The organism is Pseudomonas sp. NPDC089734, assembly GCF_044748865.1.
In the GTDB taxonomy this organism is placed as follows: domain Bacteria; phylum Pseudomonadota; class Gammaproteobacteria; order Pseudomonadales; family Pseudomonadaceae; genus Aquipseudomonas.
Genome location: NZ_JBIVGV010000022.1, coordinates 12,222 through 29,683, shown reverse-complemented (window position 1 = coordinate 29,683; position 17,462 = coordinate 12,222). Strand labels below are relative to the sequence as shown.

Annotated in this window: 10 protein-coding genes; 9 read left to right on the top strand and 1 reads right to left on the bottom strand. The window is 59.9% G+C overall.

Annotation, left to right across the window (positions count from 1 at the left end; translation table 11 throughout):
* Window positions 1-2: 2 nt before the first annotated feature.
* The 3 genes from ACIPY9_RS21995 to ACIPY9_RS21985 are packed head-to-tail and all read left to right on the top strand — an operon-like array spanning window position 3 to window position 4,548.
* Window positions 3-1,175 carry an efflux RND transporter periplasmic adaptor subunit gene (locus tag ACIPY9_RS21995; RefSeq protein ID WP_400706477.1) on the top strand — a complete coding sequence of 391 codons (1,173 nt, stop codon included), beginning with the start codon at window positions 3-5 and terminating at the stop codon, window positions 1,173-1,175.
* Complete coding sequence (locus ACIPY9_RS21990) at window positions 1,176-3,149, top strand: MacB family efflux pump subunit (protein ID WP_400706474.1); 1,974 nt, start codon at window positions 1,176-1,178, stop codon at window positions 3,147-3,149.
* 7 nt (window positions 3,150-3,156) lie between these two features.
* Window positions 3,157-4,548: an efflux transporter outer membrane subunit gene (locus tag ACIPY9_RS21985; protein WP_400706471.1), complete on the top strand. Its 1,392-nt coding sequence runs from the start codon at window positions 3,157-3,159 to the stop codon at window positions 4,546-4,548.
* Between the two features lie 267 nt (window positions 4,549-4,815).
* Here ACIPY9_RS21985 and ACIPY9_RS21980 read toward each other — a convergent pair whose 3' ends face one another.
* Complete coding sequence (locus tag ACIPY9_RS21980) at window positions 4,816-6,450, bottom strand: PvdJ/PvdD/PvdP-like protein (RefSeq protein ID WP_400706468.1); 1,635 nt, start codon at window positions 6,448-6,450, stop codon at window positions 4,816-4,818.
* A gap of 185 nt (window positions 6,451-6,635) precedes the next feature.
* Between ACIPY9_RS21980 and pvdM the strand changes: the two genes are divergently transcribed.
* From pvdM to ACIPY9_RS21950, 6 genes are all read left to right on the top strand, one after another.
* The gene (gene pvdM, locus ACIPY9_RS21975) at window positions 6,636-7,979 is read left to right on the top strand and encodes a pyoverdine-tailoring dipeptidase-like protein PvdM (RefSeq protein WP_400706465.1); all 1,344 of its coding nucleotides are present in this window, start codon (window positions 6,636-6,638) and stop codon (window positions 7,977-7,979) included.
* Window positions 7,980-8,021: 42 nt separating this feature from the next.
* Window positions 8,022-9,302 (top strand): aminotransferase class V-fold PLP-dependent enzyme, encoded by a 1,281-nt coding sequence (locus tag ACIPY9_RS21970; RefSeq protein WP_400706462.1) that lies wholly within the window; start codon window positions 8,022-8,024, stop codon window positions 9,300-9,302.
* A 58-nt stretch (window positions 9,303-9,360) separates the two neighbouring features.
* Window positions 9,361-10,221, top strand: a complete 861-nt coding sequence (locus ACIPY9_RS21965) for a formylglycine-generating enzyme family protein (protein ID WP_400706459.1) — start codon at window positions 9,361-9,363, stop codon at window positions 10,219-10,221.
* Window positions 10,222-10,284: 63 nt separating this feature from the next.
* Complete coding sequence (locus ACIPY9_RS21960; RefSeq protein WP_400706456.1) at window positions 10,285-11,949, top strand: cyclic peptide export ABC transporter; 1,665 nt, start codon at window positions 10,285-10,287, stop codon at window positions 11,947-11,949.
* A gap of 292 nt (window positions 11,950-12,241) precedes the next feature.
* Window positions 12,242-14,692 carry a TonB-dependent siderophore receptor gene (locus ACIPY9_RS21955; RefSeq protein ID WP_400706453.1) on the top strand — a complete coding sequence of 817 codons (2,451 nt, stop codon included), beginning with the start codon at window positions 12,242-12,244 and terminating at the stop codon, window positions 14,690-14,692.
* A gap of 335 nt (window positions 14,693-15,027) precedes the next feature.
* Window positions 15,028-17,373 carry a TonB-dependent siderophore receptor gene (locus tag ACIPY9_RS21950; protein WP_400706593.1) on the top strand — a complete coding sequence of 782 codons (2,346 nt, stop codon included), beginning with the start codon at window positions 15,028-15,030 and terminating at the stop codon, window positions 17,371-17,373.
* Window positions 17,374-17,462 lie beyond the last annotated feature (89 nt).

The following is a 17,462-nucleotide window of genomic DNA, read 5'->3' as shown; positions in this document are numbered from 1 at the left end:
GCATGAAACGCTCTAGACACCCTCGACGCGCCGTCCTTCTGGCGCTGTGCATGTTCCCGGTCATCGCGGTCTGTGCCTGGCAAATCATACCCAATGGCAACAGCAATGCCGCTACCGCTACCGTTACCCGCAACGATATCCAGAGCAGCGTGACTGCGCTGGGCACTCTGCAACCGCGCAGCTATGTGGATGTGGGCTCCCAGGCGACCGGGCAGATCATGAAGATTCATGTGCAGGTCGGCGATCAGGTCAAGGAAGGCCAATTGCTGGTCGAGATCGATCCTTCCACACAAAAAGCCAAATTAGACGCCGCACGCTACGCCATTGAAAACCTCAAGGCCCAGTTGCAGGAGCAGCGTGCCCTGCATGAGCTGGCGCAGCAGAAACAGCAACGCCAGAGAAGCCTTGCCGCCGGTGGCGCGACCCGTGCGGAGGATGTGCAAGCGGCCGAGTCCGAGTTTCGTGCCACCCAGGCACGGGTCGACATGTTCAAGGCGCAGATCCTTGAAGCACAGGCCAGCCTGCGCAGTGACGAAGCCGCACTGGGTTACACCCGCATCTACGCGCCGATGACAGGCACCGTTGTCGCGCTGGACGCCCGGGAAGGCCAGACCCTCAATGCCCAGCAGCAGACCCCTCTGATCCTGCGCATCGCCCGGCTTTCGCCCATGACCGTCTGGGCCGAAGTTTCCGAGGCCGATATCGGCCACGTCAAACCCGGCATGAATGCTTACTTCACCACCCTGAGCGGTGGCACTCGGCGCTGGAACAGCACGGTCCGGCAAATTCTTCCGGTACCGCCCAAGCCGCTGGAGCAAGCCAATCAGGGCGGTGGCAGCCCAAGCAGTTCCGGCAAGAGCGGCAGTGGCCGGGTCGTGCTCTACACCGTGCTGCTGGATGTCGATAACGCCGACCAGGCACTGATGGCGGAAATGACCGCACAGATATTCTTTGTCGCCAACAGCGCCCAAAACACCCTGACCGCCCCTATCGCCGCTCTGAAAAGCGGGCCACAGGCCGACGTACAGGTCGCGCAGGTCATTACCCCCAATGGCGACGTGCAAAGCCGTCAGGTGCGCACCGGCATCAGCGACCGCCTGCGTGTGCAGATCCTTGAAGGACTGGATGAAGGCGACCACTTGCTGATCGGCCCGTCCACCGGCAGCGGAGGCTGAATGCAGACGCCGCTGATCGACCTGCGGGATATCCGCAAATCCTACGGGGGTGGCGACAGCCCGGTAGTCAACGTCCTGCGCGGAATCGACCTGTCGATCCATGCCGGAGAATTCGTGGCCATCGTCGGTGCCTCCGGCTCGGGCAAGTCGACCCTGATGAATATTCTCGGTTGCCTCGACCGCCCAAGTTCGGGGCATTACCTGTTCGCCGGTGAAGATGTGGCGAATCTGGATACCGACGAACTTGCCTGGCTACGACGTGAGGCCTTTGGTTTCGTGTTTCAGGGCTATCACCTGATTCCGTCCGGCTCGGCCCAGGAGAACGTCGAAATGCCGGCCATCTACGCCGGCACACCCGCCGCTGAACGCCATGCCCGCGCCGCCGCCCTGCTCGACCGGCTGGGGCTGGCCTCACGCACTGGCAACCGTCCGCACCAACTCTCCGGCGGCCAACAACAACGGGTGTCCATCGCCCGTGCCCTGATGAACGGCGGCCATATCATTCTCGCCGACGAACCCACCGGTGCACTGGACAGCCACAGCGGTGCGGAAGTCATGACCCTGCTGGACGAACTGGCCAGTCAGGGACACGTGGTCATCCTGATCACCCACGACCGGGAAGTCGCCGCCCGCGCCAAGCGCGTCATTGAAATCAGCGACGGTCTGATCGTCAGCGACACAGCCTCCAGCGACCCTCATGTTCAGAACACCACCAATCCGGCCGCCCTGCAGGCCGTCGACCTGCGCCAGCGATTGAGCGAAGGCAGCACCGGCAATGGCGCCTGGAAAGGTGAATTGCTCGACGCCATTCAGGCCGCCTGGCGGGTCATGTGGATCAACCGTTTCCGTACCGCCCTGACCTTGCTGGGCATCGTGATCGGCGTTGCTTCGGTGGTGGTCATGCTGGCCGTGGGCGAAGGCAGCAAGCGCCAGGTCATGGCGCAGATGTCCTCCTTCGGCTCCAACATCATTTACCTCAACGGCAAGGCTCCCAATCCGCGCACCGCCAAAGGCATCATCACCCTGGAGGAGGTCGCCGCCCTGGGCGAACTGCCCGAAGTGAAGATGATCATGCCGGTCAATGGCGGACAGGCGGGAGTCCGTTTCGGCAACGCCGATCATTCCAGCTATGTGGGCGGCAACGACACGCACTTTCCGGCCATTTTCAACTGGCCGGTCGTCGAAGGCAGCTATTTCACCGAGGCCGACGAAAGAAACGCAGCCGCCGTCGCGGTGATTGGGCACAAGGTCCGGCAAAAGCTGCTCAAGGACATTCCGGACCCTATCGGCCAGTACATCCTGATCGAGAACGTGCCCTTCCAGGTCGTGGGCGTCCTTCAGGAAAAAGGCGCAAGCTCCGGCGACCTGGACAGCGACAACCGTATTGCCATTCCTTACTCCTCGGCCAGCATTCGTCTGTTCGGCACCCAGAACCCGGAGTACATCGCCATTGCCACCAAGGATGCCGGCAAGGTCAAGGAGGCTGAAAAGGCCATCAATGATCTGATGCAACGCCTGCACAACGGCAAGAACGATTATGAATTGACCAACAATGCCGCGATGATCCAGGCCGAGGCCCGGACCCAGAACACCCTGTCGCTGATGCTGGGCTCGATTGCCGCCATCTCGCTGCTGGTGGGCGGGATCGGCGTGATGAACATCATGCTGATGACAGTACGCGAGCGTACTCGGGAAATCGGCATCCGCATGGCCACGGGCGCACGCCAGGGCGACATCCTTCGCCAGTTCCTCACCGAAGCCGTGATGCTCTCGGTCGTGGGCGGAGTGGCCGGGATCGTGCTGGCACTCGGCATGGGCGGCGTGCTGCTGCTCAGCAAGGTCGCCGTGGCATTTTCCCTGTTCGCCGTGGCCGGTGCCTTTGCCTGTGCACTGGTGACCGGCGTGGTCTTCGGTTTTATGCCTGCCCGCAAAGCTGCCCGGCTCGATCCGGTTGCCGCCCTTACCAGCGAATGATTTCTCGATGAAACCAACCCTTACCCTGCTGACCACCTGCCTGTTTCTGGCAGCCTGCAACACCTCTGTCCCGCATCCGGACAGCGGCATTCAGCCACCGCCGGGCTGGGCGTACGCCCGGAACGCCGCTGCGCAACGTACCGATACCCAATGGTGGCAACAGTTCGGCAGCCCTGAGCTGAACCGCCTGATCGAACAGGCCCGCCTGAACAGCCATGAAATAGCGGCCGCCATGGCCAGAGTCCGGCAGGCACAAGCCACCGCTATCGTTGCCGGAGCACCGCTGCTTCCCGAACTCACCTACGATTTCCGGGGCGAACGAAACAAGTTTGTGCGCCACAGTGATCGCAAGGCCAACCCCTCGGACGACAACAACACCGACGCTTTCACCAGCAGCCTGACCGCCAGCTATGAAGTCGATTTCTGGGGCGGTGTGTCCGCCGCTCGCGACAGCGCGCTCCAGAGCCTGAAGGCCAGCGAATTCGACAAGGCGACGGTAGAGCTGACCCTGCTCAGCAGCGTTGCCGATCGCTATGCACAAACCCTGTCAGCCAGGGAACAAAGCCATATTGCCGAACTGAATCTGGCCAACGCCCAGAACGTCCTGCGCCTGGTACAGACCCGCTACGACTCAGGCTCCGCCACGGCACTGGAACTGGCCCAGCAGAAAAACCTGGTCGCGACCCAACAACGTGAACTGCCACGTATCCAGCAACTGGCCAATGAACAACTGATCACCCTGGCCGCCCTGCTCGGTGAGCCCGTACAGCAGTTGAAACTGGGCAATCAGAACTTTGAAAGCCTGAGCTGGCCACAGATCGGTACAGGGCTGCCCAGCGAATTGCTGACCCGCCGTCCTGACATCGCCAAGGCCGAAGCCGAGCTGGCCGCCGCCCAGGCCGATGTCACGGTGGCACGCGCCGCCCTGCTGCCCAAACTGACCCTGAGCGCCACTCTGGGCACGGAACAGGTTCGGGCCGAAGACTGGCTACGCGCCCCCTTCAGCAGTCTGGCAGCCGGTTTGACAGGGCCGATCTTCAATAACGGGCGATTGAGCGCCGAGCGCGACAAGGCCACGGCCCGTCAGGAAGAACTGTTGGAAACCTATCGGAGCGCCATCATCAACAGCTTCGCCGACGTGGAAAAGGCCCTGAACAGCATCGAGGGCCTGGATCAGCAAAGGTACTGGCACGACGAAGAGCTCAAGGAAGCACAAACCGCCTTCCGCATCGCCCAGAGCCGTTACGAGGCCGGGGCCGAAGACCTGCTGACAGTTCTGGAAACCCAGCGCACGCTGTATCAGGCTCAGGACGTGAGTGTTCAGCTTCGACTGTCGAGGATGCAGGCGAGTATTGCGCTGTACAAGGCGCTGGGGGGTGGCTGGTCACAGGTGATGTAGGAGCGGATTTATCCGCGAAAAGGTCATTCGCGAATGAATTCGCTCCTACAGCGAGTGTATAAACGACTCAGGAAACACCGGATGCAGGTCGCAACAAACGTGTAGGAGCGGATTTATCCGCGAAAGCGTCATTCGCGAATGAATTCGCTCCTACAGCGAGCGTATAAACGACTCAGGAAACACCGGATGCAGGTCGCAACAAACGTGTAGGAGCGGATTTATCCGCGAAAGGGTCATTCGCGAATGAATTCGCTCCTACAGCGAGTGTTAAAACCACTTTTCCGGCAGCAGATTCCTGGCATACCACGGTCGACGCGGTACACGGCGCAGGAGGTTGCCGAGTTTGTCATCGGCCGCAAAGGTAATGCGCAGGGCCAGTTTCATGACTTCCGGGTCCATCTCCATGGTGGTTCCGGCATTCAGGCCCGGCGTGGTGCTGCAACCATGGGTCTGCGGACCGAGCCAGGGGTCGCTCACCTCAACCCAGCGACCCGGCGCAAACCACGGCACGCCATTGACTTCAAGGCGGCTGACTTCACCCGGATGGAAACGCTCATGAGCCCGGAACCAGTCCTCGATCCGGTCGTCGATCCAGCCATGAAACTTCCAGAACACTGGATGCACATGAGAGGAGAACGGGTCCGCAAGAAAGTCGTTTTCCGGCTCGAACCAGCGGGCTGCGAAATCTGCTGAATCCCGCGCCATGGGCACCGGCTCGCCATTCGAGGGGTCCCGCGCAACGGATGCCCAGCGCATGTGCAGCCAGTCGTGCAGCTCCAGCTCGACCTGCGAGCCGAACTGGCCCAGGGTCATCTTCGACAGGAAGCGCGGGTCCCGGTATTGGGATTCCCAGACTTGAAAATGCGTACTGAACGTCTCGGCACTCTTGATATCACTGACCAGCTGGCTGTATTCCGCATCGCCATTGGCCAGCCAGGGCGGCGGCAGCGAGCAGCCATCGTGGTTATCGAAGTAGCGCGCAAAGCCCAAGCGATCACGCTCAAGCTCTGGTTGCGGCAAGGGAAAGCGCGGCCAGGAAGGCAAATCCTGAATCTGGCGAGCATGAATCAACATGTGTCGATGCATGAAAAAAAAGTCGATGCCTGAACCGTTGCGATCCTTGTGATCGCCACGGGCATCACGCTCCTTGTCACGCGGGCCGGGCTGCCAGCCAATGCCCCGCAAGGCTTCGCGCTTGTCTTCAGGCAAACGATGCCATTTGTCTCGCGAGGCATGCCAGAGCTGGTGAAACAGTCGATGCTCCTTCGAGACCAGCCAGGCCAGGAACGGCGGCGTCAGGCCGATACGGTCACGTGCCTCGGGGAACAGATGCTTGGTGGCAATGAAACGGTTTTCCAGCTCAGGCAAGGCCAGCGGACGATCCAGCCGCTCGATGCGCCCGCTCAATGTGCCGCTGCCGGCATTGCCGAAACTGCCCCAGACCTCGTCCAGAATCATGCTGAATTCGTAATCCGGCGCATCGCTTTGCGGACTGTCGTCAAGATGACCGTCGATGACCCGGAAATAGAGTTTCGAGGCATCTCCGGACGGCAGGTCGCCAATCACCCGAAAACGCGGTTCGTCTTCACCGCGCAAGCGCTCGGCGGTGTCGATATAGCCCCGTAGGCCACGACCACGCGGCGCAATGTCGAGCAACATTTCCAGGCCCTTGAGCGGCGCACCTGCCAACCCGGCATCGCGCCCCTCGAAGCGAATGCTCCATATGCCACGCAGCTTGTCGGCCACACGCTGTGTAGCCGTGTCGGCCGGACCGGCTGTCGCCTCCCCCGGTGTAATGGGCTCTTCGACGCGCGTCAGTTCGCGATGTGCGTAATAAGCAGCCGGTACCGCAGCGCCGGTCAGCGCCAGGCCCGCTATAAACCCTCGTCGAGAAATCGTCATTGCCCTACCTGTTAACGCCCCGAAACGGCCTTTATCCAAGCTAGGACGTAGCGTCATCGGAGAAATTTAGGGCACCAGACCGCGCTCATGCATCGCGGCTAAATTTTTCCGCCATCCACTCGTTCTCCCCAGATAGCAAAGGCCCTTGTGCCTGCTTCTGAACTGCGAACCTGAAAGAGATGGCAATGACAAAACCGCGTTGGAAAAAGGCTCTTTTCATCGGCCTGCCCCTGGCTCTGGCCATCAGTGCAGGCGCAGGCTTCCTGGCCTGGAACTACTGGTCGCCGTCAGGCTACCCGGTCAAGGTGATGAAGCAGGCCGAAGAGCTGCAGGATCGAATCATTTCCTTCGACAGCCACATCACTGTGCCCTTGAAGTTCGGCAGCGAACGTCATGAAGCGGACAAGGACGGCTCAGGACAATTCGACCTGGTCAAGGCAGGCCGTGGACGCCTCTCGGGGGCTGCACTGACGGTATTCGGCTGGCCGGAAATCTGGAACGGCCCCAATGCCCCGCATCGTCCGACGCCCGGTTTTGTGGACGAAGCCCGTCATCAGCAGGAAGTCCGTTACAAGATCATCACCGGCATGGTGCGCGACTTCCCGAATCAGGTCGGGATCGCCTACACCCCGGACGACATGCGTCGCCTGCACGGCGAAGGCAAGTTCGCGATATTCATAAGCATGCTCAACGCCTACCCGCTGGGCAATGACATCAATCTGCTGGACCAGTGGACGGCACGCGGCATGCGCATGTTCGGCTTCAGCTACGTGGGCAACAACAGTTGGGCAGATTCCTCGCGCCCGCTGCCGTTCTTCAATGATTCCCAGGACCCGCTGGGCGGCCTGTCCGAGATCGGCAAGCAGGCAGTGCATCGTCTGAACGATCTGGGCGTGATCATCGACGTATCGCAGATGTCCACCAAAGGCCTGGAACAAGTCAGCCAGTTGAGCCGCACGCCCATGGTGGCATCGCACTCTGCCCCACGGGCGCTGGTGGATATCCCGCGTAACCTGAGCGATGAGGAATTGCAACTCATCAAGCAAAGCGGTGGCGTTGTGCAGGTCGTGGCCTTCCCCGCCTACCTGCGCCCCCTGAGCCAGCCGACCCTGAACAAGCTCAACAAGCTGCGCAAGGACTTCGACCTGCCACCGCTGCCGAACCTGGCAATGGCGCTGATGCCCGGCGACGCGATCATCACTGTCTGGCCGGAACAACGCTTCGGCGCTTACGCCAGCAAGCTGTACGCCATTCTTGAAGAAGAACCCAAGGCCACGGTCAAGGACTTCGTCAATGCCATCGACTACACCGTGAAAAAGATCGGTATCGATCATGTGGGCATCAGTTCCGACTTCAACGATGGCGGCGGCGTGGATGGCTTCAAGGACGTCAGCGAAATACGCAACGTGACGGCGGAGCTGATCGAACGCGGCTATGCCGAAGCCGACATCGCCAAGCTCTGGGGCGGCAACTTCCTGCGCGTCTGGGAGCAAGTCCAGAGCGCGGCCAAACCGGTCGCCCACCCATGAACGCCTACGGCTTGATCACTGAATTTCCAGGTATTGCCTCTCATGACTGACCGCAGAACCTTTCTCAAACAGGCAGGCATCCTGGCTGCCGCCCTGCCCATGGGCGCGACGCTGAACCCGGCAGCCATGGCGGCCACCAACGAGCTGGTCCCCAAGGACAAATGGGCCATCTTGCGCGGGCTGTTCAATCAGGACCCGGACTACATCCACTTCGCCAACTTCCTGATCACCTCGCACCCCAAGCCGGTGCGCGATGCCATTGAACAACACCGGGCCAATATCGACCGCAACCCCGGTCTGGCCATGGACTGGGACCTGCAGGAAACCAGCCGCCGCGAGGACAAGGTCAGAGAGTGGGCCGGCAAGTACCTCAATGCCAAACCCGGACAGATCGCCCTGACCGGCAGCACCACCGAAGGCCTTGCCATTATCTACGGCGGCATTCATGTGCGCCCGGATCAGGAGATTCTCACCACCGAGCATGAGCACTTCTGCACCCGGAACATCCTCAATTCGCGCAAGAAAAGAGAAGGTACCCAGGTCCGCAAGATCCGCCTGTTCAAGGACTCCAGCACCGTTTCGGTCGACGAGATCATCGGCAACATTGCCCAGAACATTCGCCCCGAAACCCGCGTACTGGGCATGACCTGGGTGCAGTCGGGCAGTGGCGTCAAACTGCCCATCGGTGAGATCGGCGCTCTGGTCGCAGAAAAGAACCGCAACCGCGACGATAAGGACCGCATTCTCTATGTGATCGACGGCGTGCATGGTTTTGGTGTGGAGAACGTCGATTTCCCGTCCATGAACTGCGACTTCTTCGTTGCTGGAACCCATAAATGGCTGTTCGGCCCGCGAGGCACCGGCATCATCTGTGCCCGCTCGGAACAATTGAAGGATGTCACGCCATTGATTCCGAGTTTTTCGGAGGCCACCAACTTCGGCACGATCATGACCCCGGGCGGCTTCCACTCCTTCGAGCACCGCTGGGCGGTGGACAAGGCCTTCGAGCTGCACCTACAACTGGGCAAGGCCGATGTTCAGACCCGCATCCATGAACTCAACACCTATATCAAACAACGCCTGAAAGAACTGCCGGACATCGAACTGGTGACACCCATGGCTCCAGAACTGTCGTCGGGCTTCAGCTTCTTCAGGGTCAAGGGTCGCAACTGCGACGAGGTGGCGGCCGGGCTGATGAAGAACCACATCGTGGTCGATGCCGTGGATCGCGATATCGGCCCGGTGGTACGCACCGCTCCGTGCCTGCTCAATACCCGGTCCGAGATAGACCGCTTTCTGGCCATTCTCGGCCAACGCCCATGACAGGCATCCGCAGCAGATGCCCGTCACCCGTTTTCAGTTTTCTGCCTTGAGGCCCGTTATGAAAAACATGTTGTACACCCTGTCCCTGACATCACTGCTGGGCGTGCTGCTGCCCGGAGCAGCCATGGCCGCCACGCCCGAACCGGGCAAGGTGTTCAAGGACTGCAAGGATTGCCCGGAAATGGTCGTACTGCCCGCTGGCACCTTCACCATGGGCGCACCGGAAAGCGAACTGGGCCGCCAGCCGGATGAAGGGCCGCTGCATGAAGTCACCTTCGCCAAGCCGTTCGCCATCAGCCACTTCCAGGTGCTGAGCGGCGAGTGGAATGCCTACCTCAAAAGCACCGGCTACAAGATGCCCGATGGCGACACCCGCCCGGGTCGCGAGTGCAAGGCCGGCAAGCCGCGCTATCCGCTGACCGACCGCCAGCCTGCGGTGTGCATGGACTGGAACGAAGCCAAGGCCTATGCCGCCTGGCTCTCGAAGAAAACCGGCAAGTCCTACCGTCTGGTGAGCGAAGCCGAACGCGAATATGCAGCCCGTGGCGGCAGCACCGGCCCGTTCCCCTTCCCCATGGATGAAGGCAAGCAATACGGCATCGCCAAACATGCCAACACCTACGGCCCGGAAGACGGTTTCAGCTTCACGGCACCGGCCGGCAGCTACAGCCCCAATGCCTTCGGCATCTATGACGCCCACGGCAACGTGTATGAATGGACCGCCGACTGTGAGACCAGCAACTACAACGGCGCACCGACCGATGGCAGTGCCTGGCTGGCCGGTGATTGCAGCTGGAAAATGATCCGCGGCAACGACTGGACCGAAGCGCCGATCTTCTCGCGCTCCGGCAACCGCAACAGCCGCAAGCCCGATGTACGGGGCGACTGGCTGGGCTTCCGGGTCGCACGCGAACTCTGACGCCTCTTTCAGGCCCGCGTCCGGAGACAAGGGCCGCTTCAACGGACAACCACGAGAGACACCATGACCCTCAAATCAGAAAGCCTCGCCAGGGAAACCCTGAGGATCCTCAAGCCATTCTGGTGGCTGGTGGCTCTCTCGACCGTGCTGGGGGTTGTCAGCGGCCTGAGCGTGACCGCCCTGCTGGCCACCATCAATAACGCGATGAACATGCCGAACGGCCCCGACACCCGGACTGCCCTGCTGTTTGCCGGCCTGTGCGTCCTGACCCTGGGCTGCTCCACCGTCTCGAACCTGTCGACCAACTATGTCGGCCAGCGCGTGGTCGCCAACCTGCGCCGTGAGCTGGCCGCCAAGGTGCTGGTCGCCCCCATCGAGCAACTGGAACGTTATCGCTCGCATCGCCTGATTCCGGTGCTGCTCAATGACGTGAATACCATCAGCACCTTTGCCCTGTCGGTGGCACCGATGGTGATTTCGTTCACCGTCACCCTGGGCTGCCTGACCTACCTGGCCTTGCTGTCCTGGCAGATTCTGGCACTGACCGTCCTGACCGTTGCGCTGGGCACCGGCGCACAGTACCTGGCTCACCATATCGGAACCCGCAGCATCATCGCCGCACGTAACGGCGAGGACGAGTTGCAGAAGCACTATCAGGCCCTGTCCGCAGGTGCCAAGGAACTGCGCATCCAGCGCAAGCGTCGCCAGCACATGCTCGACGCCCAGATCCACGGCGCGACCGAACGTATCTGCAAGTCGAACGTGCGTGCCGCCAATATCTTCATCAGCGCCGAAACCTTCGGATCGATGCTGTTCTTTGCCGTCATCGGCATTGCCATCACCTTTCAGGCCCTGTGGCCCTCCACCGAAAAAACCGTGCTGGGCGGTTTCGTGCTGGTCATGCTGTACATGAAAGGCCCTCTGGAACGCCTGATTACCGCCCTGCCCGGCATCAGCCGCGCCCAGATCGCCATGCGCCGTATTGCCGAACTGTCGTGGAAATTCTCCAGCCCCGAGCCGCATCTGCTGGTCAGCGACCGCCCCAACTCACTGACCAACATGCAGACGCTGGAGCTGCACCAGTTGCGCTATGACTACCCCCCTGTCGAAGGCAGCGAGTCGTTCCATCTTGGCCCGGTCAACCTGAGCATCAAGCAGGGCGATATCGTGTTCATCGTCGGCGAAAACGGTTGCGGCAAGACCACCCTGATCAAATTGCTGCTGGGCCTGTACAAACCCCAGCAAGGCGAGATCCGCCTCAATGGCAAGGCCGTCATGCCTCAGGAGCTGGACGACTATCGCCAACTGTTTACCACGATCTTCGCGGACTACCACCTGTTCGACGAACCGCTTCCGGGCGAAGCCAAGGTCCCTGCCGACGCAGGTAAATACCTGGAACGCCTGGACATCGCGCACAAGGTCAGCATCCGCGATGGCGCCTTCACCACCACTGACCTGTCCACCGGACAGCGCAAGCGCCTGGCCCTGATCAATGCCTGGCTGGATGAGCGCCAGGTACTGGTGTTCGACGAGTGGGCAGCGGATCAGGACCCGGCCTTCCGCCGCGTGTTCTATACCGAGCTGTTGCCCGAACTCAAACAGCAGGGCAAGACCATCATCGTCATCTCCCACGATGACCGGTATTTCCCGATCGCCGATCAACTGGTGCGCATGCAGGCCGGGAAGATCGAGGTGGAGCAGGTGCAGCCCGAACAGGTATCGGCCTGAATAAAACCTATTCCCCGACACTGAACAGCCCCGCCCGGGTAGCACCGTGAGCGGGGCTTCTTTTTGCCCCGGCATCAAGGGCCTTACCGATAATAGCCTTGCGCCATCTTTCTCAGGGCAAATGTGAAAAATTCATTAAATAAACGAGAGACATTTTCGTTCTCTCTTACAGCAACCTGTGCGTGCATCCGTCCTCACGCCTTGCGCCCGATAAGTTGAACATCGTTTGCCCCGGCAGACCTGAACAACGCTCTTTATCTCCTTGCCAATACCAACTAGAAAGAGCCAATCCATGTACACACCGTCACGACTCACACCGCTCAGCAAGGCCCTGCTGATCAGCAGGATGTTCCGCCCAAGGCCCGCCATGGCGGCCATCGGCCTTGCACTGAGCCTGCCCATGGCAGCCCAGGTCCAGGCCCAGGAAATCGAGTTCAACATTCCGGCTCAACCGTTGAGCAGCGCTCTGAGTCAACTGGAAAGCCAGGGCGGTCTGCGCGTGGCCTACAGCCCGGCGGATGTAGAAGGCAAGACCAGCGGTGCCGTACAGGGCAAGTTCACTCCAGCACAAGCAGCGGGGAAACTGCTTGCCGGAGCGGGCCTGACGTACAGCCTGCAAGGCAACGTCCTGACCCTGAGCGCTCAAAGTGCTTCGGCAGCCATCAACCTGGCCCCGACCGCAATTGACTCGCAATACCTGGGGACAACCACGGAAGGTACTGGCTCCTACACCACTGGAGCGACCAGCATCAGCAAGGGTGCAGCGCAATCGCTGCGTGAAACACCGCAGTCGGTTACTGTCGTCACACGTCAGGTCATGGACGACAAAAACCTGACCAGCCTGAGCGAAGTGCTGGAAGACACACCAGGCATCACTTTCCAGTACCGCAACTTTGGCGGTCACGTGTACACCTCCCGCGGTTTCTCGCTGCTGGCGGAAAGCTTCCTGGTCGACGGTATGGGCGGTCAGGGCTACCAGATCACCGGCTGGATGCAGCCGGACATGGCCATCTATGACCGTGTCGAAGTGCTGCGCGGAGCCTCCGGCCTGCTGGTCGGCGCAGGCCAGCCTGGCGGTGCGGTCAACCTGGTACGCAAGCGCCCTACTGCCGAGAACAAGTTCTCCATCACCACCCGCGCCGGCTCCTGGGATCAATACCGCGTCGATCTGGATGGCAGCGGCAAGCTCAATGATTCGGGTAGCGTACGTGGGCGCATGGTTGCGGCCTATGAAGACAACGGCTCATATATCGATAACCGTAACAGCCGTACACCTCTGCTCTACGGCATCCTCGAAGCCGACGTGAGCGACGACACCACCCTGACCATGAGCCTGCGCCGCCAGGAAAAGGTCATCAACGGTTACTCGATCTACGGCCTACCACGCTATAGCACTGGGCAGTCACTGGATCTTTCGCGCTCGACGAACCTGGCTCCCAAGTGGAACCGCCTCGAAAACGACATGACTGAAGCCTTCTTTGAAGTCTCGCACCGCTTCAACGATAACTGGCTCAACAAGACCTCGATGACCTACTCAGAAGGTGGATTCGATCAGGCCATTGCCTATGCACAAGGAGCCATTAACCCGACAACACTGACCGGCTCCACTTTCCTCAGAACCTTGTTCCGCCGGGATAAAGTCAACAGCATCGGCTTTAACAACCAGTTGGAAGGCAATTTCGACGCTTTCGGCCTGTCCCATCAGGTCACCCTGGGGGCCGACTGGTCGAAACAACGAGCCGACAGCAAAACAGTCTCTGTAACGCCTGCCCCCGGCACCAACGCCGTCAATGTCTTTGATGTCGACGCCAACTCATTTGCCAAACCGGCACGTCCAGCCTGGACGGCCGACTATGTATCGACTGAAGAGCGAGCTGGCCTCTACGCCAACGCCCGCATTCACTTGAGCGAACCGTTGAGCCTTGTACTGGGCGGACGACTCAGCTGGTACGAGTATGACTACAATGTCAAATACGGTCCGTCTCTTCCGTATAACTCCAAACAGACTCAAGAATTTACTCCGTTCGCTGGCCTGATTTACGACATCAACGATAGCTGGTCGTGGTATGCCAGTTATGCGGATATCTTCACTCCGCAAGCCTCTTACAGGGATATCAACAATGCGCCACTAGACCCGGCGGTTGGTTCCAACTATGAAACAGGCATCAAGGGCGAGCTGTTTGACAAGCGCATGAACCTGTCGATGGCCCTGTTCTATATCAAGCAGAAAGACGTTGCTTACACCGATCTGGCCAGCGGAGAAAATTGCGCCACCGGAGGCTCCGACAATTACTGCTACATCCAGGGCGGTATCAAACGCAGCAAAGGTATCGATATCGAAGCCAGCGGCGAAGTGCTGCCTGGCTTACAGGTCTTCGGCGGTTACACCTTCAACCGGTTGCAAAATAGCTCCGATATGGAGGTCGCCTATGAAACGCCGAAACACATGCTGCGCCTGAACACCAGCTACAACCTGCCGGGTGAATGGAACCGCCTGACTCTGGGCGCAGGCGTCTCTGCGGACTCCGGCTACAGCGTTCCCTCCAACAATCAGCTAGGCGTTGCAGGCAGTGCAGTCTGGGATGCACGTGCTGCCTGGAAGATCGATGAGCACTGGACCGTTGCCCTGAATGCCGAGAACCTGTTTGATCGCAAGTACTACACCACCGCCGTGGCGCTGAATCGCTCCAACCTGTACGGCGAACCCCGTAGCTACGTCCTGACCCTGCGCGGCGACTTCTGATCCCGTACAAGGCCTGCGGATGAACCGATCCGCCGCAAGACCTGAAGACCAGGGGGCAACCCTTGGTCTTTTTTATTGACGGGCACTCGCCTTTCTCAAGTCATCACCCTCTTTCGATTGAGAGAATTCATTAAATAATCAGCGCCCTCATTCGTATCGACTCAGATGACACGCCACGCTGAAAAAACGCCCCGTAAAGGATGATTCGGGCAGTGCCTCCGTACCACGGTATGGTTTACCCTGCGTTACCGATTGAAAGAGCCATCACCATGCAATCAAGCCCCGGGCATCCCTTGCCGATCCGTCTGCCGTTCAAGTCCGGGCCTGCAATAAGGATGATCGGCTTCACTCTGATCCTGACGTTCTCCGCAGGCACCGAAGCTCAGGAAATCGAATTCGACATCCCGGCACAACCCTTGAACAGCGCCTTGAACGAACTGGGCCGTCAGGGTGACCTTCAAGTGCTGTACAACCCGGACGCCATACAAGGCAAGACCAGCCAGGCCCTGCACGGCAGGTTCACGCCCGAACAGGCCGCCAGATACCTGCTCGAACAGGCCAGGCTGCCTTACAGCCTTCAGAACAACACCCTGACACTCACCGCTGTGCCAGAACCGCTCAGCCTGAAACCCATGTCGATCCAGGCGCCACCGGCAGGCCTGATCACCGAAGGCTCGGGGTCTTACACCTCTTCCGCCGTGAGCATCACCAAAAGTGCGCAGTCCCTGCGGGAAATTCCTCAATCCGTGAGTGTCGTGACCCGCCAGTTGATGAACGACAAGAACCTGTACAGCCTGGACGAAGTGATGGCCCAGGCGACAGGTATTACCTTTTCACAACGCAATTTCGGCTCCCATGTCTTCAGCTCCCGTGGATTCGCCATGGAAGACGAGAGCTACACCATCGACGGCGTATCGGGCCAGGGCTACAGCGTGACCGGCTGGATGACGCCCGACATGGAGATCTACGACCATGTGGAAATCCTCAGAGGTGCGGCCGGGCTGCTGATCGGCGCGGGCAATCCGGGTGGAACCGTGAACCTGATTCGCAAACGACCGACGGCCATCCCGCAGTTCTCCATCACCACCCGCGCCGGGACCTGGGACAACTACCGGGTCGATCTGGATGGCAGCAGCAAACTGAACGATTCGGGCAGCATTCGTGGCCGCTTCGTGGCGTCCTACTCCGACCGCAGCTACTTCATCGATGACATCAAGCGCTCGGCACCGTTGCTCTATGGCATTCTCGAAACCGATCTGGACGACAATACGACCCTGGCCGTGGGCCTGCGCCGCCAGAGCGCCGATATCAAGGGCTTTTCGATCTTCGGCCTGCCCCGCTACAGCGATGGCAGTGCCATAAACCTGTCACGCTCAACATCGCTGGCGCAGGACTGGAACCGTCACCAGACACAGACCGATGAAGTGTTCAGCGAGCTGGAGCATCACTTCAACGACACCTGGACAGGCAAACTGTCCACAACCCACTCGACAGGCTCATTCGATCAAAAGGTCGCCTATGCCCAGGGGGCCGTAGACCCCACGACACTGACCGGCTCACGCATCACCAGAGCGCTGTTCCGCTCGGACACTCTGCAAAGCAATGGCATCGATACCCATCTGGATGGCCATTTCGACGCCTTCGGCCTGGAACATCAATTGACACTCGGTGCCAACTGGTCAGAACAGGAGCGCCGCTCCCGACAAGCCACCGTCACGATCAATCGGGCAATCGATATTTTCAACCCCGACCATGATGCGGTGGCCGAACCTCAACGCCCGGCCTGGAGTTCCATTACCGACTTCAGCGACAAACGCTATGGCACCTACACCAATCTGCGCCTGCATCTTTCGGAGTCGCTGAGCCTGGTCCTGGGTGGACGCGTCAGCTGGTATGACTACCAGACCCAGGCCGCAGGCGTGACACGCAAGGCCAAGGAAGAACATGAGCTCACCCCCTTTGCCGGCGTGATCTACGACCTGGACGCCAACTGGTCCTTGTATGCCAGCTACACCGACATCTTTTTGCCACAAAGCGGTTATCGGGATGTATCCGGTGCTCTGCTCGATCCCGCCATAGGTTCCAACTATGAAACAGGGATCAAGGGGGAATTGTTCGACAAGCGCCTGAACGTCTCTCTGGCACTGTTCTACATCAAGCAAAAGGACGTTGCGGTGGAGGACTCCGCCAATGAGGGCGAATGCCTGAGCAATGATGTTTACGGTACCTGCTATACCAATGGCAACATCCGTCGCAGCAAGGGATTCGAGATCGAAGCCAGCGGCGAACCCTTGCCCGGCCTGCAGACCGTGGCAGGCTACACCTTCAATATGACCCGTGGCAGCGACGGGCAATCCATCTCTTCGGAAACGCCTCGACACCTGTTCCGCATGACCGGCAATTACACCCTCCCCGGTGACTGGAACCGCCTGACGCTGGGGGCCGGTGTCTCGGCCCAGAGTGGTTATTCGGAGTCCGAATCGACAGTCGCCATCAGAAACCCCGGCCGCGCAATCTGGGATGCCAGGGCGTCCTGGAAGATCGATGAAAACTGGAGCGTAGCCCTCAACGGCAATAACCTGCTGGATCGCAAGTATTACAAGGCGACGGGAGATATTGACCGGGGTAATTACTACGGAGATCCGCGCAACTTCATGCTGACATTGCGCGGAGATTTCTAGGCTTAACCACAGTAGGAGCGAATTCATTCGCGAAGAAGGCCATGAACATTCACCGGCCTCTCGCGAATGAATTCGCTCCTACTCGCCCC